Here is a 22,052-nt window from a genome sequence, read left to right on the forward strand (position 1 = left end):
CCGCCGCGATCGGCGATGTTTGCGCCGCAACATGGACCTGCCTTGGCAGGTGGCTATGCCGGGCGCCTATCCCTCGGCCAATCACATCTCGTGCCAGATCGCGCATGGCCGGCACCGCCGAAGCCACCGCAGCCGCACGACGTGCAGATGTTCCTGGAGCCGATGTTCTCGACTCGCACCCTTTCCGCCGACTGGCTTGGCAATATCCGCGGCGACCTGTTGTCCGGTCTCGTCGTGGCGCTCGCCCTGATCCCCGAGGCCATCGCCTTCTCGATCATCGCCGGCGTCGACCCGAAGGTCGGCCTCTACGCCTCCTTCTCGATCGCCGTCCTTACCTCGATCTTCGGCGGCCGACCGGGCATGATCTCGGCCGCGACGGCGGCCACGGCCGTCCTGATGATCACGCTGGTCGCCGATTACGGCCTGCAGTATCTCTTTGCAGCGACGATCCTTGCCGGCCTGTTGCAGCTGCTGGCGGGCGTCCTGAAGCTCGGCAATGCCATGCGCTTCGTCTCGCGCTCGGTGATGACCGGCTTCGTCAACGCCCTCGCGATCCTGATCTTCATGGCGCAGATCCCCGAACTCGTCGGGGTGCCGTCGATCACCTACGCCATGGTCGCTTTGGGTCTGGCCATCATCTACCTCCTGCCGCGCATCACCACGGCGGTGCCGTCGCCGCTGGTGACGATCGTCGTCCTGACCGCGCTGTCGCTGACCTTCAGCCTCGATTTGCGGGTCGTCGGCGACATGGGTGACCTGCCGTCCTCGCTGCCGACCTTCTTCATCCCGGACGTGCCGTTCACGCTCGAGACGCTGCAGATCATCCTGCCCTATTCGGCGGGCATCGCGGTGGTCGGCCTCCTGGAATCGCTGATGACGGCCCAGGTCGTGGACGATCTGACCGATACCGGTTCGAACAAGAACCAGGAATGCTACGGCCAGGGCATCGCCAACACCGTCACCGGCTTCTTCGGCGGTATGGCGGGCTGCGCGATGATCGGCCAGTCGGTGATCAACGTGAAGTCGGGCGGCCGTGGCCGGCTGTCCTGCTTCTTCGCCGGCGTGACGCTTCTGTTCCTGATCGTCGTTCTCGGCGACTGGGTGGCGGTGATCCCGATGGCGGCGCTGGTCGCCATCATGATCATGGTGTCGATCGGTACCTTCTCCTGGGAATCCATCGTCAATCTGAAGACCCATCCGCGGCGCTCGTCGATCGTCATGCTGGCGACCGTCATCACGGTGGTGTGGACGCACAATCTCGCCATCGGCGTGATCGTCGGCGTGATGCTCTCGGGCATCTTCTTCGCCTCTAAGGTGGCGCAGATCTTCTCGGTCACCTCGACCCTGTCGGGCGACGGCCGCGAGCGGACCTACCGGGTGATCGGGCAGGTGTTCTTCGCCTCGGCGGAGGATTTCGCCGCCGCCTTCGACTTCAAGGAAGCCCTCGACAAGGTGATCATCGACGTTTCGCGGGCCCATATCTGGGACCTGTCGGGGGTCGGCGCGCTCGACCGCGCGGTGATCAAGTTCCGCCGCGAGGGCACCGAGGTCGAGGTGCTGGGCATGAACGAGGCCAGCACGACCCTGGTCGACCGGCTCGGCGTCGCCGACAAGCCGGGCGCGCTGGACACGGCCCCGGGCCACTAATACCGATGGAAGCAGGCGAACCCGGCCGGTTCCCGTCAGTGTGGCGGGGGCCGCCCTGCGGGTTGCGTCCGAAGGACAGGCGAGAGCACTCGCCGCGCAAGGGAGGACCCAGATGACCAAGATCCTGGCACTCGTCGACGGTTCGCAATATTCGCAGAGCGTCTGCGACAACGCCGCCTGGGCGGCGGAACGGCTGTCGGCCGAGGTCGATCTCCTGCACGTCATCGGGCGGCGCGACACGGCGTCGGCGCCGGCGGACTATTCCGGCAGCCTCGATCTCGGCGAGCGCGAGCAGCTTCTGAAGGAACTGGCCGAGTTCGATGAGCAGAAGGGCCGGCTGGCCCGCAAGCGCGGCCGGCTGGTGCTCTCGGAAGGCGCCGCGCGGCTGCGCGACCGCGGCGTCGAGACCGTCTCGGAACGGCTCCTGTCGGGAGACCTCGTGGATACGGTTCGCGAGCAGGAGAGCGGCGCGGAACTGCTGGTCATCGGCAAGCGCGGCGAGGCGGCCGATTTCGCCAAGCTGCATCTCGGCTCCAACCTGGAACGCGTCCTGCGCGGTGCGACACGCCCGGTGCTGGTCAGCGCCCGGGCCTTCCGGCCGGTCAAGCGCTTCCTCGTCGCCTTCGACGGCGGTCCGAGCGTTGGCAAGGCGCTGGACCATCTGGTCGCCAGCCCGCTTCTGAAGGGCGCGGCCTGCGAACTCCTGATGGTCTCCGACAAGACCAGTGACGCGCGGCTCGACCGGGCCGTGGAAACGCTGAACACGGCCGGCTACGACGCCACCGGCATTCTGCAAAAAGGCGAGCCCGACGCCGTCATCGCCGCCCATGTCGAGCGCGACGAGATCGATCTCATCGTCATGGGCGCCTACGGCCATTCGCGCATCCGCAGCTATTTCATCGGCTCGACCACCAGCGAGATCGTCCGCTCGTGCCTGCGCCCGGTGCTGATGTTCCGCTAGGCCGAACTGGCTGCCCGCCGCGCCTGCTTCTGCGCAAGAACGATGCCTCGCCAAACCCCTGGCGAGCGCCTAGGGTTTGAAGAGGCTGGCCGAGCCCGCGCCGGCGGCGCCGGATCCGGCGTCCTGCTGCATGGCAGTGCGGCGCGCAACAGCTGAAGACCGTTGCCGCCGTGGCCGGGCGGAGCGGGATGGGCAAGGCTCGGGAAAAGGGGCGCGCATGCGCATTCGACTGGGCTGCGAACTGAATTACCAGTTCCCGATGCCGACGCCGATGATCATCAATCTGAACGTTCATTATTCGCGCGCCGGGTCGCTCGAACGGCCGGACCATCTGGTCACGACGCCGTCGGTGAACATCGAGAACTACCGCGACAGCTTCGGCAATTGGTGCAACCGGCTGGTCGCGCCCGCCGGAGCGTTCACGCTGGGCACTGACGGGATCATCCACGACGACGGCCTGTCCGATCCGGTCGGCCTCGACGCCGTGCAGCACGCCGTCGAGGATCTGCCGGCCGATACGCTGCTGTTTCTCCTCGGCAGCCGCTACTGCGAGACCGATCTCCTGTCGGAGGAAGCGTGGAGGCTGTTCGGCAACACGCCGCTCGGCTGGCCGCGGGTGCAGGCGATCTGCGACTTCGTCCACAATCATGTGCGCTTCGGCTACGAATACTCCCGGCCGACGCGCACCGCGGCCGAGACCTATTCGGAACGGGTGGGGGTGTGCCGCGACTACACCCATCTCGCCGTCGCCATGTGCCGGGCGATGAACATCCCGACCCGCTACTGCACCGGCTACATCAGCGACATCGGGCTGGCACCGCCCCATGGGGAGATGGATTTCGCCGCCTGGATGGAGGTCTATCTCGGCGGCCGCTGGTGGACCTTCGATCCGCGCAACAACGCGCCGCGCTGGGGACGTGTCCTGATCGCGCAGGGCCGCGACGCCTCCGACGTGCCGCTGACCCATACTTTCGGGCCGAACACGCTGACGGGCTTCAAGGTCTGGACCGACGAGATCCCAGCTTAGCCGAAATCGCCAACGCCGCGGCTCAGTCGAGCGCGGCGCGGACCAGTTCCTCTTCCGCCGCCTCGGCCAGGAGGTCGTCGCGCGCCTCGCCCATGACGCTCTCGCGGCCAATCTGCAGCATGATCGGCACGGCCAGTGGCGAGACCCGGTCGAGGTCCTTGTGGACGATGTGATGTTTGATCCGGCCGAGAAGGTCCGACACCCGCGAAACGTCCAGAAGGCCCGTCGCGGCGTCGGCCCAGGTGGCACGCATCAGGATGTGATCCGGCTCGTGGGCGCGCAGCACGTCGTAGACCAGGTCGGCCGAGACGGTGACCTGGCGGCCGGTCTTTTCCTGGCCCGGATGACGCTTCTCGATCAGGCCCGAGATCACCGCGCATTGCCGGAAGGTCCGCTTGAGCAGCCAGGAATCGGCCATCCAGGCTTCCAGGTCGTCGCCCAGCATGTCCTCGTCGAACAGCGCATCGAGGGACAGGCGCCCGTCCGCGATCATTGCGCCCATGTCGCCGCGGCCCCAGATCGAGATGGCATAGTCGGTGGCGACGAAACCGAGCGGCTTGGCCCGGGCCCGCTCCAGACGCCGGGTCAGCAGCATGCCGAGGGTCTGGTGGGCCAGCCGCCCCTCGAAGGGATAGGCGACGAGGAAGAAGCGCTTGCCGTTCGGAAAGGTCTCGATCAGCAGCTCGTCGGGGCCGGGGATCAGCGACTTGCGCTGCTGGATGGCCAGCCAGTCCGACACCTGCTCGGGCAGTTCGCCCCAGCGTGCCGGGTCGGCCAGCATCGCCCGGACCTGCGCGGCCAGAAAGATCGTCAGCGGAAACTTGCCGCCGGCATAGGTCGGGATCTTGGAATCCTCCGACACCGCCTTGGTGACGAGGCACTGGTTCTCGTGGATCGTCTCGAAGCGCAGCACCTGTCCGGAAAAGGAGAAGGTGTCGCCCGGCGCCAGCGCCTCGACGAAGCCCTCCTCGATCTTGCCGAGGATCGGCCCGCCGCGGGCAATGGCGCTCTTGGTGCGGCGCCGGATCAGTCGCACCTGCAGCGACGGCGCGTCGAGGATCGTGCCGGCATTCATGCGGTATTGCTGGGCGATGCGCGGATGGCTGACTCGCCAGGTGCCGTCCTCGGTGAGCACGATCTTGGCATAGCGCTCATAGACCCGCAGCGCGTAGCCGCCGGTGGCGACGAAGTCGATCACCCGGTCGAAGGTCTCGCGATCGAGGCTTGCATAGGGCGCGGCGGTGGTCACCTCGGCATAGAGGTCGTCGGCCCGGAACGGCTCGGCCACCGCCATGCCCAGGACATGCTGGGCGAGGACGTCGAGCGCTCCGTCGCGCATGGCGGGGGTGTCCTGTGCGCCGAGATAGTTGGCGTCGAGCGCGGCCTGGCACTCCAGCACCTCGAAGCGGTTGGCGGGCACCAGGATCGCCTTGGACGGCTCGTCCATGCGGTGGTTGGAGCGGCCGATCCGCTGGGCAAGGCGCGAGGCTCCCTTCGGCGCGCCGACATGGACGACGAGGTCGACATCGCCCCAGTCGATGCCGAGATCGAGCGTCGAGGTGGCGACGACGGCGCGCAGCTGGTTAGCGGCCATGGCGGCCTCGACCTTGCGCCGCTGCCCGACATCCAGCGAGCCGTGATGCAGCGCGATCGGCAGTGTCTCGTCGTTGATCCGCCACAGCTCCTGGAACAGCATCTCGGCCTGGAAGCGGGTGTTGACGAAGAGCAGCGTCGTCTTGTGAGCCTGTATCGCCTCGTAGATCTCCGGCATGGCGTAGCGCGACGTATGCCCCTGCCAGGGCACACGCTCGGAAGATTTCAGGATCGTGATCTCCGGCTTGGCGCCACCGGCGACGGTGATCAGCTCCGACAGGCGAGGATCAGCGTCGGGTGCGACGTCGGGCAGTACGCCATCCGCGTCCGCGATCTCCGCCACGTCGCCGCCGGGCGCCTGCGAGACCAGCCAACGGCGCAGGTCGTCGGGCTCGGACACGGTCGCCGACAAGCCGATGGTCTGGATGTCCGGGCGCAGCATGCGCAGGCGCGCCAGGCCCAGCGACAGAAGGTGTCCGCGCTTGGATGTGACCAGGGAATGCAGCTCGTCGAAGATCACGTAGCGCAGGTCCGAAAAGAAGCCGCGCGCGTCCTTGCCGGCGATCAGCAGGGCCAGCTGCTCGGGCGTCGTCAGGAGGATGTCCGGCGGTTTCAGCTTCTGGCGCTGACGGCGCACCTGCGAGGTGTCGCCGGTGCGGGTCTCCAGGGTCACTTTCAGGCCGATCTCGGCGACCGGCTTTTCCAGATTGCGGGCGATGTCGGTGGCCAGTGCCTTCAGCGGCGAGATGTAGAGGGTGTGGATGCCATAGGGCCGCGTGCCGGGCTTCGGCCGACCACGCCGGTGCAGATCGACCAGCGATGGCAGGAAGCCGGCCAGCGTCTTGCCGGCCCCGGTCGGCGCGATCAGCAGCGCCGACGCGCCAGATTCGGCCCGGGCCAGGAGGTCGAGCTGGTGCGGACGCGGGCTCCAGCCATTGCGCGCGAACCATTCCAGGAAGGGCGCGGGCAGGGGGAACGGCGCGGAGCCGGGCAGGAAGGGGTCGGGTCGGACTGTCACAGCGCTTCAGATAGTGTCGCGCCCTGCCGATGTCCCGTTTCAGCGTCGGCGTGTCGAAAGCGCGAAGGCGATGCCGCCAAGAACGAGACCGGCCGCGATGACGAAGCGCTGGCCGAGGTTCTCGGAGAGGAACAGGACTCCGCCCAAAGCAGCAATGATCGGTACGGACAATTGCACGATCGCCGCCGACAGTGCCGTCAGGCCCTTGAGCGCCCGGTACCACAGGACATAGCCGAGGCCGGAGGTGACGGCGCCCGAGACGATGGCGATGAGGAGGCCGGCACCGCCGATGCCCGTCTGGAACAGCGAGAGCGCAACGAGCGGCAATGCCAGCGGAACGGTGCGGATGAAATTACCGGCGGTGGCGCGGGTCGCGTCGGCCGCGCCTCGGCCGCGCAGCGAATAGACGCCCCAGGCGATGCCGGAGACGATCATCAGCGCGGTGCCCAGCGGATCGGGTCGGGTGAGGCCCGGGACCAGCCACCAGACGAAGGCCCCGGCCGCCACGAGGAGGCCCAGCGCCTCACGGGCACCGGGCCGCTCGCCCCGGATGAGGCCCCAGCCGATCATCGAGGCCTGCACCGCAGCGAAGAGGATCAGCGCGCCGACGGCGGCGCCGAGCTTCAGATAGGCAAGGGAAAAGGCGAGGGCGTAGAGGAAGAGCGCCAGCGCCGATGCCCAGCTTCCGTCAAGGGTGCGCCAGCGCACCGCCGTCTGGCCTCGTGCCTTCAGGAGGATGAACGCCAGCACCAGGGCGCCGGAGAGAAGCCGCAGGCCGGTGAAGCCCGCCGCGTCGATGGCGCCGTCGGCGAGAGCAAGGCGCGCCAGCAGCGAATTGCCGGCAAAGGCGATCATTGCCGCAACGGTCAGCCGAATGGTCGCTGTCATAAAATGCGCCGCCTTGTCTCGTCGGGCCGCGTCAGTCCGTGCACCGGTTTCGCGGAGAGGCTCCGGGGTGCCGGATCGCCGTTGCTGCAATTGCTAAGCTAGGCGAAGGGGCCCGGCTGCCTAGTTAGGCAGACTTCTCGACCACGAACCTTCATTCCGGGCCCGCCGATGCGCTTGCTTGCCGTCTTCCTCATCCTTCTCGCGACGCTGACCGGTGCCGCCGCGCAGGACAGTGCGCCGACCCGTTACTACGAGATCGACACGCTGAACAGCGGCCTGCCCCCGGCCGAGGCGTATATCGGTCACGAGACTCCACAGGGGATGATGGAGAGCTTTGTCGCCGCCGCCAACGCCAGGAACTGGGAGATGGCGGCCCATATGCTCGACCTTTCCGACATCGACCCGGCGCTGCAGGCCGAGATGGGACCGGTGCTGGCGAAGCGGATGTTCGACATCGCCGAGAACGGCATGTGGCTCGACTGGGGCGATCTGTCGGACCGGCCCGACGCGATGGCGACCAACGTCGCGGCTGAGAACCCGATGGCCGGAGAGCCACGCCGCAACATCCGGCTGGCGATCCTCGAACTGCCGGACCGGCCGGTCTCGGTGCGGATTGCGCGGGTCAAGCCTGCGGATGGCGAGCCGGTCTGGTTGTTCTCCCGGCAGACCGTCGGCAACATTCTGGCCCTCCACGAAATCTACGGTCCGACCCGCTTCGAGGAGTCGCTGCCGGGTTTCCTGCGGGAACGCGCCTTCTGGACGCTGGCCTGGTGGGAGGTGGTGGCGCTGCCCCTGGTTCTCCTGATCGCCATCGGCGCCGCCTTCCTGGTCCACGCCTGGGTCGGTCGGGTGAAGTGGCGGCAGCCCTCGCGTATTGCCCGGCGGATCCTCGACTCCATCCAGATGCCGGTCGCGCTGATGGCCTGCGTCGGCACCTTCTCGCTGGTGAACACGCTGCTGTTCACCTTCTCCGGGGCGGTGAACCGGTTCCTGACGCCGTTGCAGTCGACCCTGTTCGTCATTGCGCTGGCCATGATCGGCGTGCGGATCGTCGATGCCGTCCTCGACCGCGTCGTTCAGCGCAACGTCGAGGCGCTCGGCGATTCCGAAGCGGCCGAGCAGCGCGATCTCTACACCAACATCTCGGCGGCCCGGCGCGTCGCCATCGTGCTGGCGCTGGGCGCCGGCGTGTCGCTGGTGCTGATCCAGACGAATGCGTTCGAGTCCCTCGGTTTCTCGCTGCTGGCCTCGGCCGGGGTGATCGGCCTGGTGCTCGCCTTCGCCGCCCGTTCGGTGCTGGCCAATATCATGGCCAGCCTGCAGATCGCGCTGGCGAAGACCGCCCGCATCGGCGACGCAGTGCTCTATGACGACCAGTGGTGCTACGTGGAGAAGATCAACTTCACCTACATCCAGCTGCAGACTTGGGACAATCGACGCCTGATCGTGCCGGTCAACGAGCTCGTCTCCCACACCTTCGAGAACTGGACCAAGCAGGATTCCAGCATCACCAAGATCGTGGCGCTGCGGCTCGACCACCGGGCCGACGTCGACCGGCTACGCGAGGCCTTCCAGGAGTTCGTCCAGAACGACGAGGATGTCATCAACCGGGAGACGGCCGACGTCTATGTGGTCGACCAGGACCGTTCCGGCATGCTGGTCTGGTTCCTCGCGGCGGCCTCCGATCCGTCGATCGGCTGGACGATGCAGTGCCGCTTGCGCGAGGCGATGCTGAAGGCCGTGGTCCGGCTTGAGGCGGAGAATGGCGGGCCTGTCGCGGACCGGGCCGTCTACCTGCCGCGCGAGCGCGAGGAACTGGTGGCCGCCGTGGACCCGCGCGAGGGCGACGGTTCGCGTCAGGCGGCGATGTAGCGGTCCGGCCGATGGTTGACGGCGAGCCACAGGTTCAGAACCACGGCGCCGACGATCGAATAGACGATAGCGACGGGGTCGGCGACGGCGAAGGACACGGCGAGGATCACCAGATCGACGGCGAGCTGCGTCAGCCCCGCCTTCCAGCCCAGGCGGTCCTGCAGGTAGATCGCCAGGATGCCGACGCCGCCAAGGCTCGCGCGGTGCCGGTACAAGGCGAGGAGCCCGTAGCCGATCAGGACGCCGCCGAGCACGGCACCGACCAGCGGATTCACCGCGCCGAGCGTGAAATATTCCGGCTGCAGCGCCGTCAGCACGGACAGGCAGGCGACGGCGAGGAAGGTCTTGATGGTGAAGGCCCAGCCGAGGCGGGTGATCGCCAGGCCGTAGAAGGGCAGATTGATCAGGAAGAACACGATGCCGACGTTCCAGCCGGTGGCGTAGGAGACGATCAGCGCCAGGCCGGCCGTGCCGCCGGTGACGAAGCCGAGATGGGCCAGGATCGACAGGCCGATCGTGACCATGAGGGCGCCGGTCAGGATGCCCTGCGCATCCTCGAGCGGTGAATGGTGGGTGGCCGTTGCCGACCAGCGTCCGAAACCCGAGGTCATGGCTCAGAAGGTCGCCGCAGGGTTGCCGTTCCTCACCCAGAGACGGGCGATGTCATCGTCCGCAAGGGCAAAGGCCTTGATGTCGACCATGGGTATGGCGAGGTCCTGCAGCCCGACCAAGGAGCGCACCCAGCTCTTGTCGGTGACCACCGCGACGCGGCGGAAGCGCGAGAGGTCGCGGAAGCGGCCGAGGGAATATTGCAGGTCGCGGGCGATCGCTGCCGGGGTGAACATGCCGACCTCGCGCACGATGACAAGGATCGACAGCGCGCCGGGCCGTTCGGCGAGCTTGGTGTCGATGACCGCAATGACGCGTTCGACGTCATCCTTGTCGATGCGGCCGTCGATCTCGAAGGCGATGACGGCGTCGGATTCGGGAATGATGGTCAGCATCGGTCGGACTCGAATGGTGGTGGATCGCTCCTTCCAGCATAATCTGTTGCGCTGCGAAAGGAACCACGATGCACGCCCGGCGATTTGGCTTTGCCGGCGCAGCCGACCCTGCAGCATCGCCACGAGGAATTTCGCATGCGTCCCGACGAATTGCTGCGACCGACGCCGGAGGGGCTCTACTGCCCGCCGGGAGACTTCTTCATCGATCCGGTGCGCCCGGTTGAGCGGGCCCTGATCACCCATGGCCATGCCGACCACGCCCGGTCCGGCCACACCAAGGTCATGGCGACGCGCCAGACCCTGGCGATCATGGCCGTGCGCTACGGCGAGGAGTTCTGCGTCGAACGGCAGGAGGCGGCGATCGGCGAGACGGTCCGCATCCACGATGTTGCCGTGACGTTCCACCCGGCGGGCCATGTGCTGGGGTCGGCGCAGATCGCGGTGTCGCACAAGGGGCTGACCATCGTGGCGTCCGGCGACTACAAGCGGCGCGCCGATCCGACCTGCGCCGGCTTCGAGCCGGTGCCCTGCGACGTCTTCATCACCGAGGCGACTTTCGCCCTGCCGGTGTTCCGGCACCCGGACACGGCGGGGGAGGTGGACAAGCTGCTGGCCTCCGTGGCGCAGTTTCCCGAGCGCACGCATCTGGTCGGCGCCTATGCGCTGGGCAAGGCGCAGCGGGTGATCAAACATCTGCGCGATGCGGGCTACGACGCCCCGATCTACATTCACGGCGCGCTGAAGAAGCTCTGCGACTTTTACCAGAGCGAGGGTATCGATCTCGGGGAATTGCGCCCCGCCACCGTCGACGCCAAGGCGGGCACGGCGAAGGCGGCCTTTGCCGGGACGGTGGTGGTGGGGCCGCCCTCGGCCTTCGCCGACAAATGGGCCCGGCGGTTTCCCGATCCGGTCTCGTGCTTCGCGTCGGGCTGGATGCGGGTGCGCCAGCGCGCCCGGCAACGCGGCGTGGAGCTGCCGCTGATCATTTCGGACCATTGCGACTGGGACGAACTGACCGAGACGATCGACGAGATCGGACCGCAGGAGGTCTGGGTGACCCATGGCCGTGAGGAGGCGCTAGTGCGCTGGTGCGAACTGCGCCAGACGCGGGCCCGGCCGCTGCATCTGGTCGGCTACGAGGACGAGGCGGAATAGAGCGGGTTCGCGTAGATCGGGCTATCGACCAAAGAAGAGGGCGCTCCCGTCAGTGCCGGAGCGCCCTCATGCCGTTCAGTTCGGCCGACCGCCTCAGGCTCTCGGGCCGCGGCCGTAGATCCAGTAATGCGCGCCTTCCTCGGCGATGTAGCGGGCGTTAGGGATCTCCATCACCAGCCTGACGAGGCCTTCTTCCTCCAGCCGCCTGCTGACGGCGGCGTAGTCGGACGCGTCGAGATAGCTGTTGCGGGTCGAGATCACCATCAGGCCGTCGGCCTTCAGATACCGCGCCATCCGGGTCAGCGCGCGGGGTTCGACATGGCCGAGGGTGAAGACGCCGGCGCAGACGATGATGTCGTATTGCTGCTCAAGCGGGTTCTCGTGATCCTCGTTGAGGTCGATGCCGCCGGCGAGCTTGCCGTAGACGCCGGTCTTCGCCGCGATGTCGACCATCTCGTTGGACAGGTCGAAGCCGTCGACGTGGCGAAAGCCGCGCTTGCGCAGTTCCTCGCCGGCAAGGCCGGTCCCGCAGCCGGCGTCGAGAACCGACACCTCGCCGGGTGCCTTGTTGAGATAGGCCTCGGCCACGAGCAGCGCGGTCGAGGCGACGACGCGCGGACAGCCATAGTCCTGGTCGCCGACATCCTTGTCGTAGCGGCCGGCCCAGCCGGCATAATAGTCGTTCAGCTTGTCCGGATCCCCATCAAGGGCGTGCGAGGCATGAATCGTGCTGACGGAATCGTGCAAATGTCGTCTCCTGTCGATTGCGGTGCCATGACGCACTGCACATACCACGGGACGCAAATGGTTATAACCGTTGCGGCGCGAGACGGTGCCCGTTCAGCGAGTAATATCCGACCCGCGCCATCGATAAGCGATTGATCGCAAACCATTGATCGGTTTCTCGCAAATTTATCCGCGATCGCAAACGTCGCAGATGCAGTCGGTGCTCCGCGGCTCTGCGCGAATTTGCTGATGCGATATTAACCGGTTTACCGGCCGCGACATCCGTGTCTTTCCGATGACTGTCCGATCTGGCGCGATATGGTTTTATATCATCGGCTTAGCGTGCGTGTTCTCGCCCTGATCGGCGCGGGGTCACCCACTTGTCTTCGACGGGGGCCGGTGCTGCTCGGGCTGCACTTCGTACCAGCGTTTCCGGCGGGGGCGTCCGTCAGGATGCCGTCATGTCCGGCAGGCCGCCGGGTTGTAGATCGCGGCCGGTGCGGTCACACTCGTCCCTGTCCTGCCATTGGGGTGGGGAGGACAAGGCGGCATGTGGTCCTTTCGAACGGTTTTGACGTCGACACTCGTCGCGCTGCAGGTGGTTGCCCTGCTGGCGATCCTGGCGCTGACCTATTTCGCGTCACAGAGCGTGCTCCTGTCCTATGCCGAACAGCTGACGCAGCGGGTCGCCGACGACACCACGACCTTCACCCAGAACTTCCTCAACCCCGCGGACGATGCGGCCGCACTGTCCCAGCGTCTGGCGGAAAGCCCGGTTCTGGGCACCGCGGACCGCCCGGCGCTGGAGCGCTATTTCTACGAAATCCTGCGTTCGCGGATCGATTTCGCCGGCATCTTCTACGGCGCTGCCGATGGGTCGTTCATCTATGTCAGCCGCGACACCACCGTGGAGGGCGCCCAGTACCGGATGAAGCGGATCGCGACGCAGCCGACCCGGACGGTGGAACTGGTCTATCTGACGGAGGATCTGCGGCCGGTATCGCGGCGCCGCGACGATGCCGATACCTACGATCCGCGCACGCGGCCCTGGTACGTGAAGGCGTCGATGAGCCGCGACGTGGTCTGGACCGACCCCTACATCTTCTTCTCGTCGCAGCGGCCGGGAATCACGGTCGCGACACCGGTGCGAGCCGATGATCGGCTGGGCATGCGCGGCGCGGTCGGCATCGACATCGAGATCCATGCCCTGTCGAAATTCCTGGACGGTCTGAGGATCGGCGAGCGCGGGTCCGCCGCAATCGTCTCGCAGTCGGGCGAAGTGATCGCCCACCGCGACTCCTCCTTCCTGCTTGCCGAAGACGTGTCCGGCGGGCAGCGCTTCGCCCGGGTCTGGGAAATCGACGATCCGGCACTGGCTCAGGCGGTCAGCACCCTGCCCGGGGGGCTCGCCAACGTGAAGCCGGGCGAGACGCGGCTCACCCGCTTCGAAGCCGGTGGGGAGAATTGGCGCGGCGCGGTGAAACGGCTGGCCGGGTCGCGGACACCCTGGGCGGTCGTCACCTATCTGCCGGAGAGCGACATTCTCGGACCGATCTACAGCGTCCGCAACATCGGAATTGCCGTGGTCGCGGGCGTGGCGGCGCTGACCGCACTGCTTGGCGTGCTCCTGGCACGGGCCCTGACGCGGCCAATCGGCGCCCTGGCGTGCCAAGCGGAGCGCATCTCCGAGGGCGATTTCGGGGATATTCCGCTGCCGTCCATGTGGACCAAGGAACTGGCGGGGACCCGGCAGGCAATGCGCCGGGCGACGAGCTGGCTACGGGACTATCGGCGCGAAAACGAGACGCTGACCGAACAGCTGCGGGAGGCGGGCCGTGTGCTGGAGCGGCGGGTCGAGGAGCGCACCGAGGAACTGGAAGTGGCCAATCGCGGGCTCGAAAAGGCCCATGGCAATGCCGAGATGCTGACCCACGAGCTCGATCACCGGGTGAAGAACCTCTTCGCCATCACCGCCTCGCTGGTCACGCTGGCGGCCAAGCATGCCGCAACCCCCATGGAAGCCGCGGACGAGGCGCGCGGACGGATCAACGCGCTGGCCCGGGCGCATGCCGACACCCAGAGCGCCCGCGAAACGCAGCTCGCCGGGATCGTGACGAGCGTTCTGAAGCCCTATGCCGGGATCGACGAGGTGAAGCTGACCATCGAGGGCGACCCGGTGACGGTTTCCTCCTCCTCCGTCACACCGCTTGGCCTGATCCTTTACGAACTGGCGACCAATGCGGCCAAATACGGCGCGCTGCGCGGGAGCGGCGGCGTTCTGGAAGTTCGCTGGTCGGCGGCCGGCGATGGCTCGGTGCGGATGGTGTGGGCGGAAACGCCGACCGAGCCCCCGACGGGCGACGAGCTTCATCAGGCGCAGCATACGGGGTTCGGCTCGGTGATGCTCGACGCCATGGCCAGCCGCCTGAATGCAGGCATCCAGCGACAGATCAGTCCGGAAGGCCTGCGCGTGATCCTCACCATGGAGAAGCTGGAGGAGCATGCCGGGCCGCGCCCCACGAGCGTCGATGCCTGAGTACGGGACCGCCGCGCACGATGGCGCGCACTTCTGACGGTTGGATCTGCCGTTCAGTCCGGCGCCGTCTCCGGTGAACCGGCCGAGGTACCGGTACTCCACGCCGCCGCATCGCCGACGACATAGGTCACCAGATGGTTGGCCACATAGGCGTAGCCCTCGATCGAGGCATGGAAGCCGTCGCGGGAAAAGCCGGCGGGTTCGACGCGGGGCAGGGTGGTGGCCGAGATGGCGCCGCGCTCGGCACAGAGCCGCGCGCCCATGCGGCGCACGATGCGGGCGCGCAGTTCCAGCACCGTTGCAAGGCCGCGTGGCAGCGCCGGTACCCGCTTCAGATCGACCGGCGGCGACCAGACGATCCGGGCGTCGGGCCATTTGGCCTTGAGGGCGTAGAGCAGCGTGCCGAACGCCTTCTTGAAGCGCAGGGTGCCGTGGAAGTTCTTGGCATCGTTGGTGCCGATCATCAGGACGATATGGGTGAAGGGTTCATCCAGATGCGGCACCACGTGATCGCGGATGTCCGCCGAGACGGCGGAATTGGAGCCGGCGGCGCGCCAGAGGACATCCCGGCCGGACAAAGCGTAGAGCCGTTCGGCAAGTTTCGGCGCCAGGCTGTCCTCGATCACGTCCACGCCCACACCGGCGGCCGAGCTGTCGCCGATGACCAGCAGGCGGATCGGGGCGTCTGTCCCGGAGGACGTTCCGCAGAGACCGCTGTGGCGGCCGGCCGGCGGCACCATGCGCTCGACGCGCCGGCGCACGCCGAGACCCTGCCAGACATAGACGGGGAACAGGAGCCAGGAGAGGAAGGCGTCGCCAATGGCCATAGGGCGGCTCCGTCGCGTTGTAAGGTCGAAAATGGGTCGGGATCGGTCCGAGACGGACCCGCCGCAACGGCTGAACGTCGCGGCGCGGTCCGGATCAGGCCTTCAGCACCTCGACGCCGGGCAGGGGCTTGCCTTCCATCCATTCGAGGAAGGCGCCGCCGGCGGTCGAGACATAAGTGAAATCGTCGGCGACACCGGCCTGGTTGAGCGCCGCGACGGTATCGCCGCCGCCGGCGACCGAGACGAGGTCGCCGGCCTTCGTGCGACGGGCGGCATGGCGGGCGGCGGCCATGGTGGCGGCATCGAAGGGCTCGATCTCGAAGGCGCCGAGCGGGCCGTTCCAGACCAGCGTCTTCGCCTTGTCGAGCCAGCCGGAGACCAGGTCGACGGTCTTCGGCCCGGCATCGAGGATCATCGCATCGGCGGGAACGGCACCGACGGCGACGGTCTCGTTGGCAGCGCCGGCCTTGAACTCGCCGGCAACGACCGCATCCACCGGCAGGACGATCTCGCAGCCGGCCGTCTTCGCGGCGTCCAGAATCGCGCGGGCGGTATCGGCCAGATCATGCTCGCAGAGCGACTTGCCGACATCGATCCCCTGTGCGGCGAGGAAGGTGTTGGCCATGCCGCCGCCGATGACCAGCGCGTCGACGCGCGTCACGAGATTGCTCAGGAGGTCGATCTTGGTCGAGACCTTGGCGCCACCGACCACGGCCACAACCGGGCGTTCGGGATTGCCAAGGCCCTTTTCCAGCGCTTCCAGCTCGGCCTGCATGGTGCGGCCGGCATAGGACGGCAGATGGCGCGCCAGGCCCTCGGTGGAGGCATGGGCGCGATGGGCAGCGGAGAAGGCGTCGTTGACGAAGATGTCGCCGAGCGAGGCGAGCTGGCTGGCGAATTCCTCGTCGTTCTTCTCTTCGCCGGCATGAAAGCGGGTGTTCTCGAGGAGAACGACATTGCCGTCCTTCAGCGCCGCGACGATGCCGGCGGCGACGGGGCCGATGCAATCATCGGCAAATCCGACCGGCGTTCCGAGCATCTGCGACAGGACGGGTGCCAGCGGCTCCAGCGACATCTCCGGGTTCGGCTGTCCCTTGGGGCGACCGAAATGGGCGAGCAGGATGACGCGGCCACCCTTGTCGGCGATCTCGCGGATGGTCGGCAGGATCCGCTCGATGCGGGTGCGGTCGCCGACCTCGCCATCCTTGATCGGCACGTTCAGGTCGACCCGCAGCAATACGCGCTTGCCGGTGACGTCGGCATCGTCGAGCGTCTTGAACTGCGTCATGGTGGTTCTCCTCATGGAAACACGCCGAGGGGCGCCGGATCAGGCCAGAAGGACGCCGGCGAACCGTCCGCGCCCCGTCGATATGCGGGTGCCCCGTCGAAAGCGCCCGGGCCGTGCCGCGGGCGCCGAGGGCGATGTAGCGCGGGAGGCCGAGCGAGGGCAACGGCGTTGGCGCGCCGGCGGCCGGTTTTCGCTTTCCCGCCTCAGTCCGCCTTGCGTCGGCCCAGCACCTTGCGCGCCAGTGCCAGGAGATCGCGAAGATTGAGGAAGAGCGGGATCTGGCCGCCGCGCCCGCCTTCCGGCTCCAGAGACAGGCCGGCACTGGCGACGTTGCCGTCGACGCCGACCTCGCGGACAATCAGTTCCACCGGCCGCACCGTGACTCGGTCGCCATATTCGGCGCGGCCGCCGAGGCGCGCAATCATCATCTGCGAGATCGACAGATCCGCCTCGGCGTCCGACACGCGGGCACCATAGGCGACGGCAAGGCCGCTGGCGGGCGAGGCGGGATCGACGGTGAACTCGCCGAAGAACTCGGCATCGTCCGGGCTGACCCGCGCCGGGCTGGCGAAGAGCCGGTCGAGCAGCGGCGGATAGCGCTGGGAGATGAAGAGATAGACGTAGTCGCCCGCCCGCAGGCGTCCGGCATACTGATAGCGCATCGACTGGCCGTCGCGAATGACCAGCGAGGGGCGGGCCCAGCGCGGAATGCGCTCGCCGCGGGCCACCGGGCTGTCGGGAACCACGCGGTAGGACAGGAGCTCATGATTGGCGGTGCCCGGCAGTTCGAGTTCGACCTTCTCGATCGGCCCGATCCGCGGCGGCACGACAAGCCCGAGGCGGCGGGCGACGAGACCCAGCGTCCAGCCCTGCACGAGCAGCGAGGCGAGGACGATGATGAAGGCGGTGTTGAAGAACAGCCGCGCTTCGTCGAGGCCGCCGATCAGCGGCACGATGGCGAGCAGGATCGAGACCGCGCCGCGCAGGCCGACCCAGGAGATGAAGGCGCCTTCGCGGCGCTGGAAATCGAAGGGCAGAAGACACAGCCAGACCGCGAAGGGCCGCGCGACGAAGATCAGGAAGGCGGCCAGCGCGATGGCCGGCAGAAGGATGGCGCCGAACTCCGATGGCGTCGCCAGCAGGCCGAGAATCAGGAACATGACGATCTGCGCAAGCCAGGTCAGCCCGTCCTGGAAGCGCTTGAGGCTCGGTGCGCTGCGCAGGCCGCTATTGGCCGCATAGAGACCGGCGATATAGACGGCCAGGAAGCCCGAGCCGTCGACGGCGCCCGTTGCGGCGAAGACCAGCATGGCGAGAGCGAGGGTGAAGATCGGCAGGAGACCGCGATCGATCGCCAGCTTCGAGACCAGCGTGCGGATCAGCCACCCACCGGCAAAGCCGAAGGCCACGCCGAGACCCATCTGGCGCACGAAGCCGAGGAAGACGTCTGCGCCGAGTTCGTCCAGTCCCATGCCCGACGACAGCAACTCGACGAGCGCGATGGTCAGGAAGATCGCCATCGGATCGTTGGTCCCGGATTCGATCTCCAGCAGCGAGCGGACGCGCTCGCGGATGGTGATGCCGCCGACGCGCAGGAGAAAGAACACGGCCGCCGCGTCGGTCGAGCCGACGATGGCGCCGAGCAGCATGCCTTCGAGGATCGGGAGGCCCAAGAGCCATGATGCCGCGAAGCCGAACAGGACCGCGGTGATGAGGACACCGACCGTCGCCAGCATGACCGCCGGCACCGCGGCCTGGCGGAACGATTGCAGGGACGTGCCGAAACCGGAATCGAACAGGATGATCGCGAGCGCCAGCGTCCCGACGAAATAGGCAAGGTCGGCATTGTCGAAGTCGATGCCCAGCCCGTCGACGCCGGTCAGAAGGCCGATCGACAGGAACAGGAGCAGGAGGGGTGCGCCGAAGCGGAAGGCGAGGAGGCTGGAAAACGCGGCCAGCAGGATGAGGACGGTGCCGACGAGGATGACGAGGTAAAGCGATTCGAGCATCGGCGGGATCGGCAGTCCTTCTCACAAGGGCTGGGCCCGCGCGCCGCCTCCGGGGCTGAGCGCCGCGCCGCCGGCGGCCGCAGGGCCACGAAGGCCAGCATATAGCCGGCCTTCGTCAGGTATCCACTCGGACAGGTCCCCCGACGCTGAAAATTCGCGGTAGCGCGCCGGATAGGCTCCGGGTTCGGCCAACATGGTTGCCGTCGCATGAAAAAGGCCGGCCCGCCAAGATGGCGGACCGGCCTCGATGGCTTGCAGCCCTGTGCTGCTTATCAGCGCCCGGTGATGCCCGGGAACATGATCAGCACGGCAAGCGCCAGGATCTGCAGCGCGATGAACGGCAGCAGGGCCTTGAAGATGTCGCCGAGCGAGATCTCCGGGGGTGCGACGCTCTTCAGGTAGAACGCGGCCGGGCCGAAGGGCGGCGACAGGAACGACACCTGCATGTTCATGCAGAACAGGACGCCAAACCAGATCGGATCGTAGCCCAGTTCCACGATGATCGGCACGAAGATCGGCAGCGTCAGCAGCGCGATGCCGACCCAGTCGAGGAACATGCCGAGCACGAACAGGATCAGCATCATGAACAGCAGCACGTAGATCGGTTCGTCCGAGATGCCGATGATCAGCGACGACACGAAGTCGATGCCGCCCATCAGGTTGAACACGCCGACGATGGCGCTGGCACCGATGCCGATCCAGACGATCATGCCGACGGTGGCCAGCGTCTGCATGGCCGCGCCACGCAGCAGCTCAAAGGTGAACTCGCCGCGCACCACGGTGGCGAGGAGCACGCCGCCGACGCCGATCGCCGATGCTTCGGTGACCGAGGCGATGCCGCCATAGATCGAGCCGAGCACGAAGGTGACGACCAGAAGCGGCAGGATCAGGCCCTTGAGCAGCGCGATCTTCTGCGACAGCGGAATGATCTCCGGATCGGGATCCGGCGCGGCGCCCGTGGTGAAATACGCCCGGAAGAGGACGTAGAGCACGTAGAAGCTGGCCAGCATGACGCCCGGCAGGAAGGACGCGGTGAACAGCGCGCCGATCGAGACGTTGGCCGCCAGGCCGTAGACGATCAGGACGATCGACGGCGGGATCATCGTGCCCAGCGCGCCGCCGGCGCAGACGACACCGATCGACAGGCTGCGGTCGTAGCCCAGGCGCAGCATCTGCGGCAGCGCCAGAAGACCCAGCAGCACGATCTCGCCGCCGATGATGCCGCTCATCGCCGCCAGGATGACCGCCACGAAGATGGTCTGGATCGCCACGCCGCCGCGAATGCGGTTGGAGATCAGCTTCATGGCGTCGAACAGGTCGCGCGCGATGCCGGATCGATCGAGGATCGCCGCCATCAGCACGAACATCGGCACCGACACGAAGATGAAGGACGAGACGAAACTGAACACCCGGCTGGTGATCAGCGGCACCGCCATCGGACCGAACCAGCCGAGAGCGAAGATCAGCGCCACGAGAAGCGTGACGAAGGCGAGCGGCATGCCGGTCAGGAGCAACCCGAACAGCATGAGGAACATCACCAGGGTGCCGTAGCCGATGCCAAGCGCCTTGAGATTGATGCCGAGGTCGAGAATTTCGGCCATTTATGCGTCCTGCTTGGAACCGCGCCGCGCGCGACGAGCATGATTGACGGCCAGCACCACGAACTGGACGGCCAGAATGATCATGACGATGAACAGAAAGCCCTTCAGAAGGGCGGGGGTCGGCGGGTTCCAGGCGGACCCGGTGCCTTCCATGTGGAAATCGCCGCTCGGGGTCCAGAACGAACCCTTGACCATGAGCCAAGAGGCCCAGGCGAAGAAGGCCGCCGAGATCGCGCTGATGACGTAGATGACCACGTCGAAGACGGTCCGCAGGCGGGGGCCGAGCGCGTCATAGATCAGCACGACACGGATGTGGCTGTCGCGGGCGGCGCAGAACAGGCCGCCGTAGATGAAGGCGATCGCGCACAGGAAGATGCTCAGCTCGTGCACCCAGTTGGTAGGGCTGTCGAGCGCATAGCGCATGAAGATTTCGAACAGAAGAATGGCCGCCGCAAGGACGATGGCTGCGGCAAAGACAATGCCGACTCGCTCGACGCTGCGCCCGAGAAACCCCGCCTCGGGCGTGGTGTCTCCGGTGCCTTCGCTGGTGGCGCTGAGGTCCGGATCGCGTCCGTCCACGGCTATGGGGTCACGAGTCATGCTCGGATCGTCCTTGGTGAGGAAAAAAAGGCGGACGGGGCGCGCTGCCCCGTCCGCCGGTCATACTCGGTCTGCTTACTGTGCGGCGAGAAGGCCTTCCTTCTCGAGATACGTCGTCAGGGTGTCGTACACCTTCTGCGCGTTCTCGGACTGGCTGGCCTGCTTCTCCCACTCGCCGATGGCGATCTTGCGGAACTTGGCACGCTCCTCGTCGGACCAGTCGTGGATCGTGGCGCCCTGCGCCTTGGCTTCCTCGACAGCCTTGCTGTTCTTGTCGGCCAGCGCGGCGTTCTGGCGCTGTGCCAGCTCGACCACCGATTCCTCGAGGGTCTTCTGGACGTCCTCGGGCAGCGCATCCCACTTCTGCTTGTTCATCGAGAACTCGATGAGCGGCATGGAGTGGAAGCCCGGGAAGACCGGGTGCTTGGCGATCTCGTTGAGGCCCTGCGCCTGGTTGACGTGGAAGACGCTGTAGTCGGCCGCGTCGACGACGCCCTTGTCGAGGGCGGTGAAGACTTCCGAGGTCGGCAGGTTCACGGGCGAGGCGCCAGCGGCCGCGAAGATGTTCTGGACGAGACCGGCCGGGGCGCGCAGCTTCAGACCCTTCAGGTCATCGACGCCGTCGAGCGGAACCGACGAGACGAAGGCCTCGAGGCCCGGGGTGGTGCCGCCGAAGAAGTGCGTGCCGTAGGGCTCGACCAGCTCGTTCATCAGTTCCTTGCCGCCGCCCTCGTTGAGGAACTTCAGCATCTGCTGCGGGTCCGACCATGCGCCGACCGGGTTGGCGATCAGGCCGAAGGCCGCGTCCTTGCCGGCGAAATAGGAGGTGTCGGTGATGTGGCCGTCGAGGATGCCGGCGCCGACCGCGTCGAGGGTTTCCTGGAAGTCGACGACTGCGCCGACCGGCAGGAGCTCGATGGAGACCTTGCCACCCGTCTCCTCGCTGACGCCGTCAGCCCATTCCTTGTAGAGCTGGTAGTTCGCATCGCCGGCCGGATCGCTCGACTGGAACTTCAGCGCGACTTCCTGCGCCATGGCGCCCGTGGTCAGAACGGCAAATGCCGCCCCGGTCAGAAGGGCCTTAATAGTTGTATTGAGCAAGTTGCTTCTCCCTGAGCGTCTTGTGTCGTCTACGAAACCCGCTGCCGCGAGCAATGACATCCGGTGCGCAACCTCCGCGCCGATCCGGAATTCCGTAGCTGGCCGCGCACCATACGGCCGTCGGCTGTGGCGTCAACGGAAAACTTGGTTTCCCACATCCGTGGTTAAGTCGCCCGCCCCGAATAGTATAAACCCACGC

At 66.9% G+C, this 22,052-nt stretch carries 17 protein-coding genes and 1 other annotated feature; of the genes, 6 read left to right on the plus strand and 11 right to left on the minus strand.

What is annotated here, in order from left to right; genetic code table 11:
• Nucleotides 1–30 precede the first annotated feature (30 nt).
• Nucleotides 31–83: a sequence feature (sul1 is cis-regulatory element that is thought to sense ions involved in sulfur or methionine metabolism; They are found in Alphaproteobacteria), on the plus strand.
• A gap of 79 nt (nucleotides 84–162) precedes the next feature.
• The 3 genes from SI859A1_RS03590 to SI859A1_RS03600 all read left to right on the plus strand — a co-directional run bounded on the left by SI859A1_RS03590 (nucleotide 163) and on the right by SI859A1_RS03600 (nucleotide 3,635).
• Complete coding sequence (locus SI859A1_RS03590) at nucleotides 163–1,647, plus strand: SulP family inorganic anion transporter (protein WP_040326242.1); 1,485 nt, start codon at nucleotides 163–165, stop codon at nucleotides 1,645–1,647.
• A gap of 112 nt (nucleotides 1,648–1,759) precedes the next feature.
• Nucleotides 1,760–2,608 (plus strand): universal stress protein, encoded by an 849-nt coding sequence (locus SI859A1_RS03595; RefSeq protein WP_009208496.1) that lies wholly within the window; start codon nucleotides 1,760–1,762, stop codon nucleotides 2,606–2,608.
• Between the two features lie 217 nt (nucleotides 2,609–2,825).
• On the plus strand, nucleotides 2,826–3,635 hold the full coding sequence (locus SI859A1_RS03600) for a transglutaminase-like domain-containing protein (RefSeq protein ID WP_009208497.1): 810 nt from the start codon (nucleotides 2,826–2,828) through the stop codon (nucleotides 3,633–3,635).
• Between the two features lie 22 nt (nucleotides 3,636–3,657).
• Here SI859A1_RS03600 and SI859A1_RS03605 read toward each other — a convergent pair whose 3' ends face one another.
• Nucleotides 3,658–6,246, minus strand: a complete 2,589-nt coding sequence (locus tag SI859A1_RS03605) for a ligase-associated DNA damage response DEXH box helicase (RefSeq protein WP_009208498.1) — start codon at nucleotides 6,244–6,246, stop codon at nucleotides 3,658–3,660.
• 39 nt (nucleotides 6,247–6,285) lie between these two features.
• A complete protein-coding gene (locus SI859A1_RS03610) occupies nucleotides 6,286–7,134 on the minus strand; it encodes a DMT family transporter (RefSeq protein WP_040325169.1) in 849 nt (282 codons plus the stop codon).
• A gap of 168 nt (nucleotides 7,135–7,302) precedes the next feature.
• Here SI859A1_RS03610 and SI859A1_RS03615 point away from each other — a divergent pair, with 168 nt between their 5' ends.
• Nucleotides 7,303–9,006, plus strand: coding sequence for a mechanosensitive ion channel family protein (locus tag SI859A1_RS03615; RefSeq protein ID WP_009208500.1), 1,704 nt, complete (start codon nucleotides 7,303–7,305; stop codon nucleotides 9,004–9,006).
• Here SI859A1_RS03615 and SI859A1_RS03620 read toward each other — a convergent pair.
• Both SI859A1_RS03620 and SI859A1_RS21730 read right to left on the minus strand, forming a co-directional pair.
• Nucleotides 8,991–9,617, minus strand: a complete 627-nt coding sequence (locus SI859A1_RS03620) for a YitT family protein (protein WP_009208501.1) — start codon at nucleotides 9,615–9,617, stop codon at nucleotides 8,991–8,993. The genes SI859A1_RS03615 and SI859A1_RS03620 overlap by 16 nt on opposite strands.
• A 3-nt stretch (nucleotides 9,618–9,620) precedes the next feature.
• Complete coding sequence (locus tag SI859A1_RS21730; protein WP_040325171.1) at nucleotides 9,621–10,010, minus strand: SpoIIAA family protein; 390 nt, start codon at nucleotides 10,008–10,010, stop codon at nucleotides 9,621–9,623.
• Nucleotides 10,011–10,145: 135 nt separating this feature from the next.
• Here SI859A1_RS21730 and SI859A1_RS03630 point away from each other — a divergent pair, with 135 nt between their 5' ends.
• A complete protein-coding gene (locus tag SI859A1_RS03630; RefSeq protein ID WP_040326245.1) occupies nucleotides 10,146–11,165 on the plus strand; it encodes a ligase-associated DNA damage response exonuclease in 1,020 nt (339 codons plus the stop codon).
• A gap of 93 nt (nucleotides 11,166–11,258) precedes the next feature.
• Here SI859A1_RS03630 and SI859A1_RS03635 read toward each other — a convergent pair whose 3' ends face one another.
• Nucleotides 11,259–11,912: a class I SAM-dependent DNA methyltransferase gene (locus SI859A1_RS03635; RefSeq protein WP_148233718.1), complete on the minus strand. Its 654-nt coding sequence runs from the start codon at nucleotides 11,910–11,912 to the stop codon at nucleotides 11,259–11,261.
• Between the two features lie 529 nt (nucleotides 11,913–12,441).
• On the opposite strand from SI859A1_RS03635, the gene SI859A1_RS20150 reads away from it, so the two are divergent.
• A complete protein-coding gene (locus tag SI859A1_RS20150; protein WP_081451322.1) occupies nucleotides 12,442–14,427 on the plus strand; it encodes a sensor histidine kinase in 1,986 nt (661 codons plus the stop codon).
• Nucleotides 14,428–14,480: 53 nt separating this feature from the next.
• On the opposite strand, the gene SI859A1_RS03645 is transcribed toward SI859A1_RS20150, so the two are convergent.
• The 6 genes from SI859A1_RS03645 to SI859A1_RS03670 all read right to left on the minus strand — a co-directional run bounded on the left by SI859A1_RS03645 (nucleotide 14,481) and on the right by SI859A1_RS03670 (nucleotide 21,853).
• Entirely contained in the window at nucleotides 14,481–15,254 is a 774-nt protein-coding gene (locus SI859A1_RS03645; RefSeq protein ID WP_009208505.1) for an SGNH/GDSL hydrolase family protein, read from the minus strand.
• Between the two features lie 94 nt (nucleotides 15,255–15,348).
• The gene (locus tag SI859A1_RS03650; protein WP_040325174.1) at nucleotides 15,349–16,542 is read right to left on the minus strand and encodes a phosphoglycerate kinase; all 1,194 of its coding nucleotides are present in this window, start codon (nucleotides 16,540–16,542) and stop codon (nucleotides 15,349–15,351) included.
• A gap of 203 nt (nucleotides 16,543–16,745) precedes the next feature.
• A complete protein-coding gene (locus SI859A1_RS03655; RefSeq protein WP_009208507.1) occupies nucleotides 16,746–18,551 on the minus strand; it encodes a potassium/proton antiporter in 1,806 nt (601 codons plus the stop codon).
• Between the two features lie 272 nt (nucleotides 18,552–18,823).
• On the minus strand, nucleotides 18,824–20,152 hold the full coding sequence (locus SI859A1_RS03660) for a TRAP transporter large permease (protein ID WP_009208509.1): 1,329 nt from the start codon (nucleotides 20,150–20,152) through the stop codon (nucleotides 18,824–18,826).
• Nucleotides 20,153–20,752: a TRAP transporter small permease subunit gene (locus SI859A1_RS03665; RefSeq protein WP_009208510.1), complete on the minus strand. Its 600-nt coding sequence runs from the start codon at nucleotides 20,750–20,752 to the stop codon at nucleotides 20,153–20,155.
• 75 nt (nucleotides 20,753–20,827) lie between these two features.
• Nucleotides 20,828–21,853, minus strand: coding sequence for a TRAP transporter substrate-binding protein (locus SI859A1_RS03670; RefSeq protein ID WP_050767425.1), 1,026 nt, complete (start codon nucleotides 21,851–21,853; stop codon nucleotides 20,828–20,830).
• Nucleotides 21,854–22,052 lie beyond the last annotated feature (199 nt).

The sequence above is a fragment of the Aurantimonas manganoxydans SI85-9A1 genome (assembly GCF_000153465.1).
GTDB classification, from domain to species: Bacteria; Pseudomonadota; Alphaproteobacteria; order Rhizobiales; family Rhizobiaceae; genus Aurantimonas; species Aurantimonas manganoxydans.